At 41.8% G+C, this 3,878-nt stretch carries 2 protein-coding genes; both read left to right on the top strand.

Annotated features, from left to right (window positions below; all coding sequences use genetic code 11):
- On the top strand, positions 1-1,146 hold a 1,146-nt coding region (gene rseP / locus ACE3PQ_RS00030), incomplete at its 5' end, for an RIP metalloprotease RseP (protein ID WP_374294024.1).
- 176 nt (positions 1,147-1,322) lie between these two features.
- Complete coding sequence (gene bamA, locus ACE3PQ_RS00025) at positions 1,323-3,731, top strand: outer membrane protein assembly factor BamA (protein ID WP_374294022.1); 2,409 nt, start codon at positions 1,323-1,325, stop codon at positions 3,729-3,731.
- Positions 3,732-3,878 lie beyond the last annotated feature (147 nt).

Here is a 3,878-nt window from a genome sequence, read left to right as displayed (position 1 = left end):
CGAGAAGGTGATGTGCCAAAAGATCAAGCGCATCTTGCTTTTAATCGTCAGTCGGTGTGGAAACGTATTGCCATTGTTGCAGCAGGGCCATTGATCAATTTGTTGTTGGCTGTCGTGTTATTTTGGATTTTGTATCTACCTGCCAGTGAACAACTCAATACGCGTATTGGAAGGGTTTTGGAGCAAACTCCTGCTGCACAAGTTGATCTGCGTATTGGTGATAAAATCACTGCAGTTGATGGTCAGGCGACGCCGACTTGGGAAAAGTTGAATTATGCTTTGCTTGAGCGTATGGGTGAGAGTGGGACACTTGCGGTACAGGTGGAGCGTCAAGTTTCACCTAATGGCACTCAAACTTTAGAAAAGCAGTTACCAATAGAAAATTTTATTAAAGATCAAAGTCAATCACCATTACAAAGTTTAGGCTTTATGCCGTATCAGGCGAAAATCAAACCTGTGATTGGTGAGATTAGCTCAGGTGGTGCTGCAGAGCGTCAAGGCATGAAAGTTGGTGATCAGATTACAGCGATTAATGGCAATGTGGTAGATGATTGGTATCAGGTGGTGGAATATATTCGCCAGTCGCCTGAGAAGCTGATGACATTTACTGTGCTACGTAATGCTCAAAGTATTGATTTAAAAGTTATGCCTCAAGCACGTAAAGATGCGATGGGTACGGAAACAGGTTTTATTGGTGCAGGGATTAAAGCTGAGAGTTTTGTGATTCCGGATGCGTATAAGCAGACGATTCAATATAGCCCGATGGAAGCATTGTTCCGTGCGGGAGATAAGACATGGCAGTTGTCTGTGATGACATTCAATGGGATTGTTAAAATGGTAAAAGGGTTAATTGGATTAGACAATTTGTCAGGACCAATTACCATTGCCAAAGTCGCAGGGCAAAGTGCGGAAATGGGTTGGCAGACCTTTTTCTCCTTTATGGCGCTGATGAGTGTCAGTCTAGGTGTGTTAAATTTGTTACCGATTCCTATGCTTGACGGCGGACATTTAGTATATTACCTCATCGAATTGATTCGTGGGCGACCTGTTTCAGAGCAAGTGCAGATGTTTGGGCTTAAAATTGGCATGGCATTGCTTGGCATGATGATGTTGTTGGCATTGTTTAATGACTTTATGCGGTTTTAGTCGATGAGATTTTAAAAAATTGATCGACTTGAAAACCTAAGATTTTGGATTTCATTTATCAATCTAAAATCCGAATGATAGATGAGCGTATTTACGCAAAGAATTTTTATACAAAGATTTGATGGTGGCGTTTTCGGACAAAACCAACGACTGAAAAAAGACTGGAACTGAACACTATGCGTCACAATGCTTATTTTATGCCTTTAGCACTGGTCAGTGCGATGGCGATTGTACAAACTGTACATGCAGAAACTTTTCAAGTCAGTGATATTCGTATCGATGGCTTGGTACGTTTGACACCCGCATCAGTGTATGCTGTTTTGCCAGTCAGTAGCGGTGATCAAGTCGATGATACAGCGATTGCTGCATCAGTACGTGCATTGTATGACTCAGGCAACTTTGATGATGTGCAAGCCAGTCGACAAGGCAATGTTTTAACATTTAAAGTGGTTGAGCGTCCAGTCATTGCAAAAGTCGAACTTGATGGCAATAAGCTGATTCCAGACGAAGCCTTAACAGAAGGTTTGAAAAAAATGGGCTTGGCTGAAGGCGAAGTCCTGAAAAAGTCAGCTTTACAGTCAGTTGAAAATGAACTTGAACAACAATATACCCAACAAGGTCGTTATAACGCAGACGTGCAAGTGCAAACTGTTGCTCGCCCAAACAACCGTGTTGATTTAAAGCTGTTATTTAATGAAGGTGATGCAGCGAAAGTCGTCAACATCAACGTCATTGGTAATACAGTCTTTGAAGATGATGATATTCAGCGTGTATTTGCAGTCAAAGAAAGCTCTTGGTCATCGATCTTGACCCGTAATGATCGCTATGCCAAAGAGCGTATGACCGCAAGCCTAGAGGCACTTCGTGCGATGTATCTCAATGATGGTTATATCAACTTTGAGGTACTTAATTCGCAGTTGAATCTCAGTGAAGATAAAAAGCGTATTTTTATTGAAGTCAGTATTGATGAAGGTGAGCAATTTAAATTTGGTGAAACCAAGTTTTTAGGTGATGCGCTTTACAGCGAGGCAGAGCTCAAAGCTTTACAACTTTATAAACCAGGAGAAACCTATTCACAAGCTCGTGTTAATACATTGAAGCAACTCTTGACACGTAAGTTTGGTAATGCAGGTTACTATTATGCAGAAGTCAACGTTGTCCCTGAAATTAATGAAGAAAATAAAACGGTTGATCTAAATTATTACATCAATCCAGGTCAGCAAATCACCGTACGTCGGATCAACTTTACTGGGAATAATAAAACTGCCGATGAAGTATTACGCCGTGAATTGCGTCAGATGGAAGGTGCTTTAGCAAGTAATGAAAAAATTGACTTGTCTAAGGTGCGTTTAGAGCGTACAGGTTTCTTTAAAACGGTCGATATTAAACCTGTACGTGTGCCGAATGCACCAGATCAAATGGATTTGGATGTCAAAGTGGAAGAACAACACTCAGGTACGAGCACGATTGCAGTCGGTTATTCTGAAAGTGGTGGTGTGACCTATCAGTTGGGCTTAAGCCAGACCAACTTTATGGGGACGGGGAATCGAGTGTCGGTCGACTTGTCACGATCACAAACTCTTGATTATTATAATTTAAATATTTACGACCCATATTTTACCATTGATGGCATCAGCCGTGGTTTCAATGTATATTACCGTCAAACTAAACTCGACGAAAATTATAACGTCAGCAATTATGTGACGGATTCTGTGGGAGGTTCATTAACGTTCGGTTATCCACTGGATGAAAATCAAAACATTAGTGCGACGCTGAATGTTGACCAAACCAAAGTGACGACAGGACCAATGGTATCCACATATATTCGTGATTATTTACTTGAAAATGATGGGAAAGCAATAGGACAGTCTGAGTGCCCAAGTGGTGGTAACGGGTCGTGTACGAGTCCTGAGACTTATCCAAGCCAGTTTGAGGGGGAATTTCTTACGTATAACTTGAATCTGTCTTGGGCGTATAACACTTTAAACCGACCAGTATTCCCAACTCGTGGTATCTATCATCGCTTAAGTGTTGATGCAGCATTACCGGGTAGCGATGTCGAGTATCAAAAAGCAACTTATGATACACAAGCCTATCTACCACTTTGGGATAGCGGCTTTGTCTTACGTGGTTACGGTAAGCTTGGTTATGGGCATGATCTACCATTCTACAAAAACTTCTTTGCGGGTGGCTATGGCTCGGTGCGTGGTTTTGACACCAATACGCTTGGTCCACGATATGAGTCGGTCATTTTTGAAGAAACAAACTCAGAAGATCCGTCACCAGAAGAGGTCGGTGGTAATGCTTTGATTCAAGGTGGTATGGAGCTTGTTTTGCCAATGCCAACCAAGAGTGACTGGGCACGTCAGATTCGCCCTGTGATGTTTATCGAGGGTGGTCAAGTTTTTGATACCGAATCTGACGAATATGATGTTGATTTCAATGAAATACGTTATAGCGCAGGTGTTGGGTTTACATGGATTACCATGATTGGGCCATTATCATTGAGCTATGCGTACCCATTGAATGACAAAAAAGGTGATGATACCAAGTCAATACAATTTGAGATTGGTCGTACCTTCTAATACCACTTAATATGCAATGTGTAACTGTACAAAACGAAAACCATAATAAAGGGAGTAAAACTATGCGTAAATTATGCGTTTCTTCGGCGTTGGTGCGGGGTGTATGGAGCTCAAGCACTACGTGTGCAGACAAAGATGCTGTCGGGG

This window comes from Acinetobacter sp., assembly GCF_041911495.1.
Lineage (GTDB): Bacteria > Pseudomonadota > Gammaproteobacteria > Pseudomonadales > Moraxellaceae > Acinetobacter.
This window is presented reverse-complemented; position numbering and strand designations above follow the sequence as displayed.

Coding starts and splice junctions, on each gene's coding strand:
- bamA (WP_374294022.1), top strand. CDS start 1,323: ATGCGTCACAATGCTTATTTTATGCCTTTAGCACTGGTCAGTGCGATG.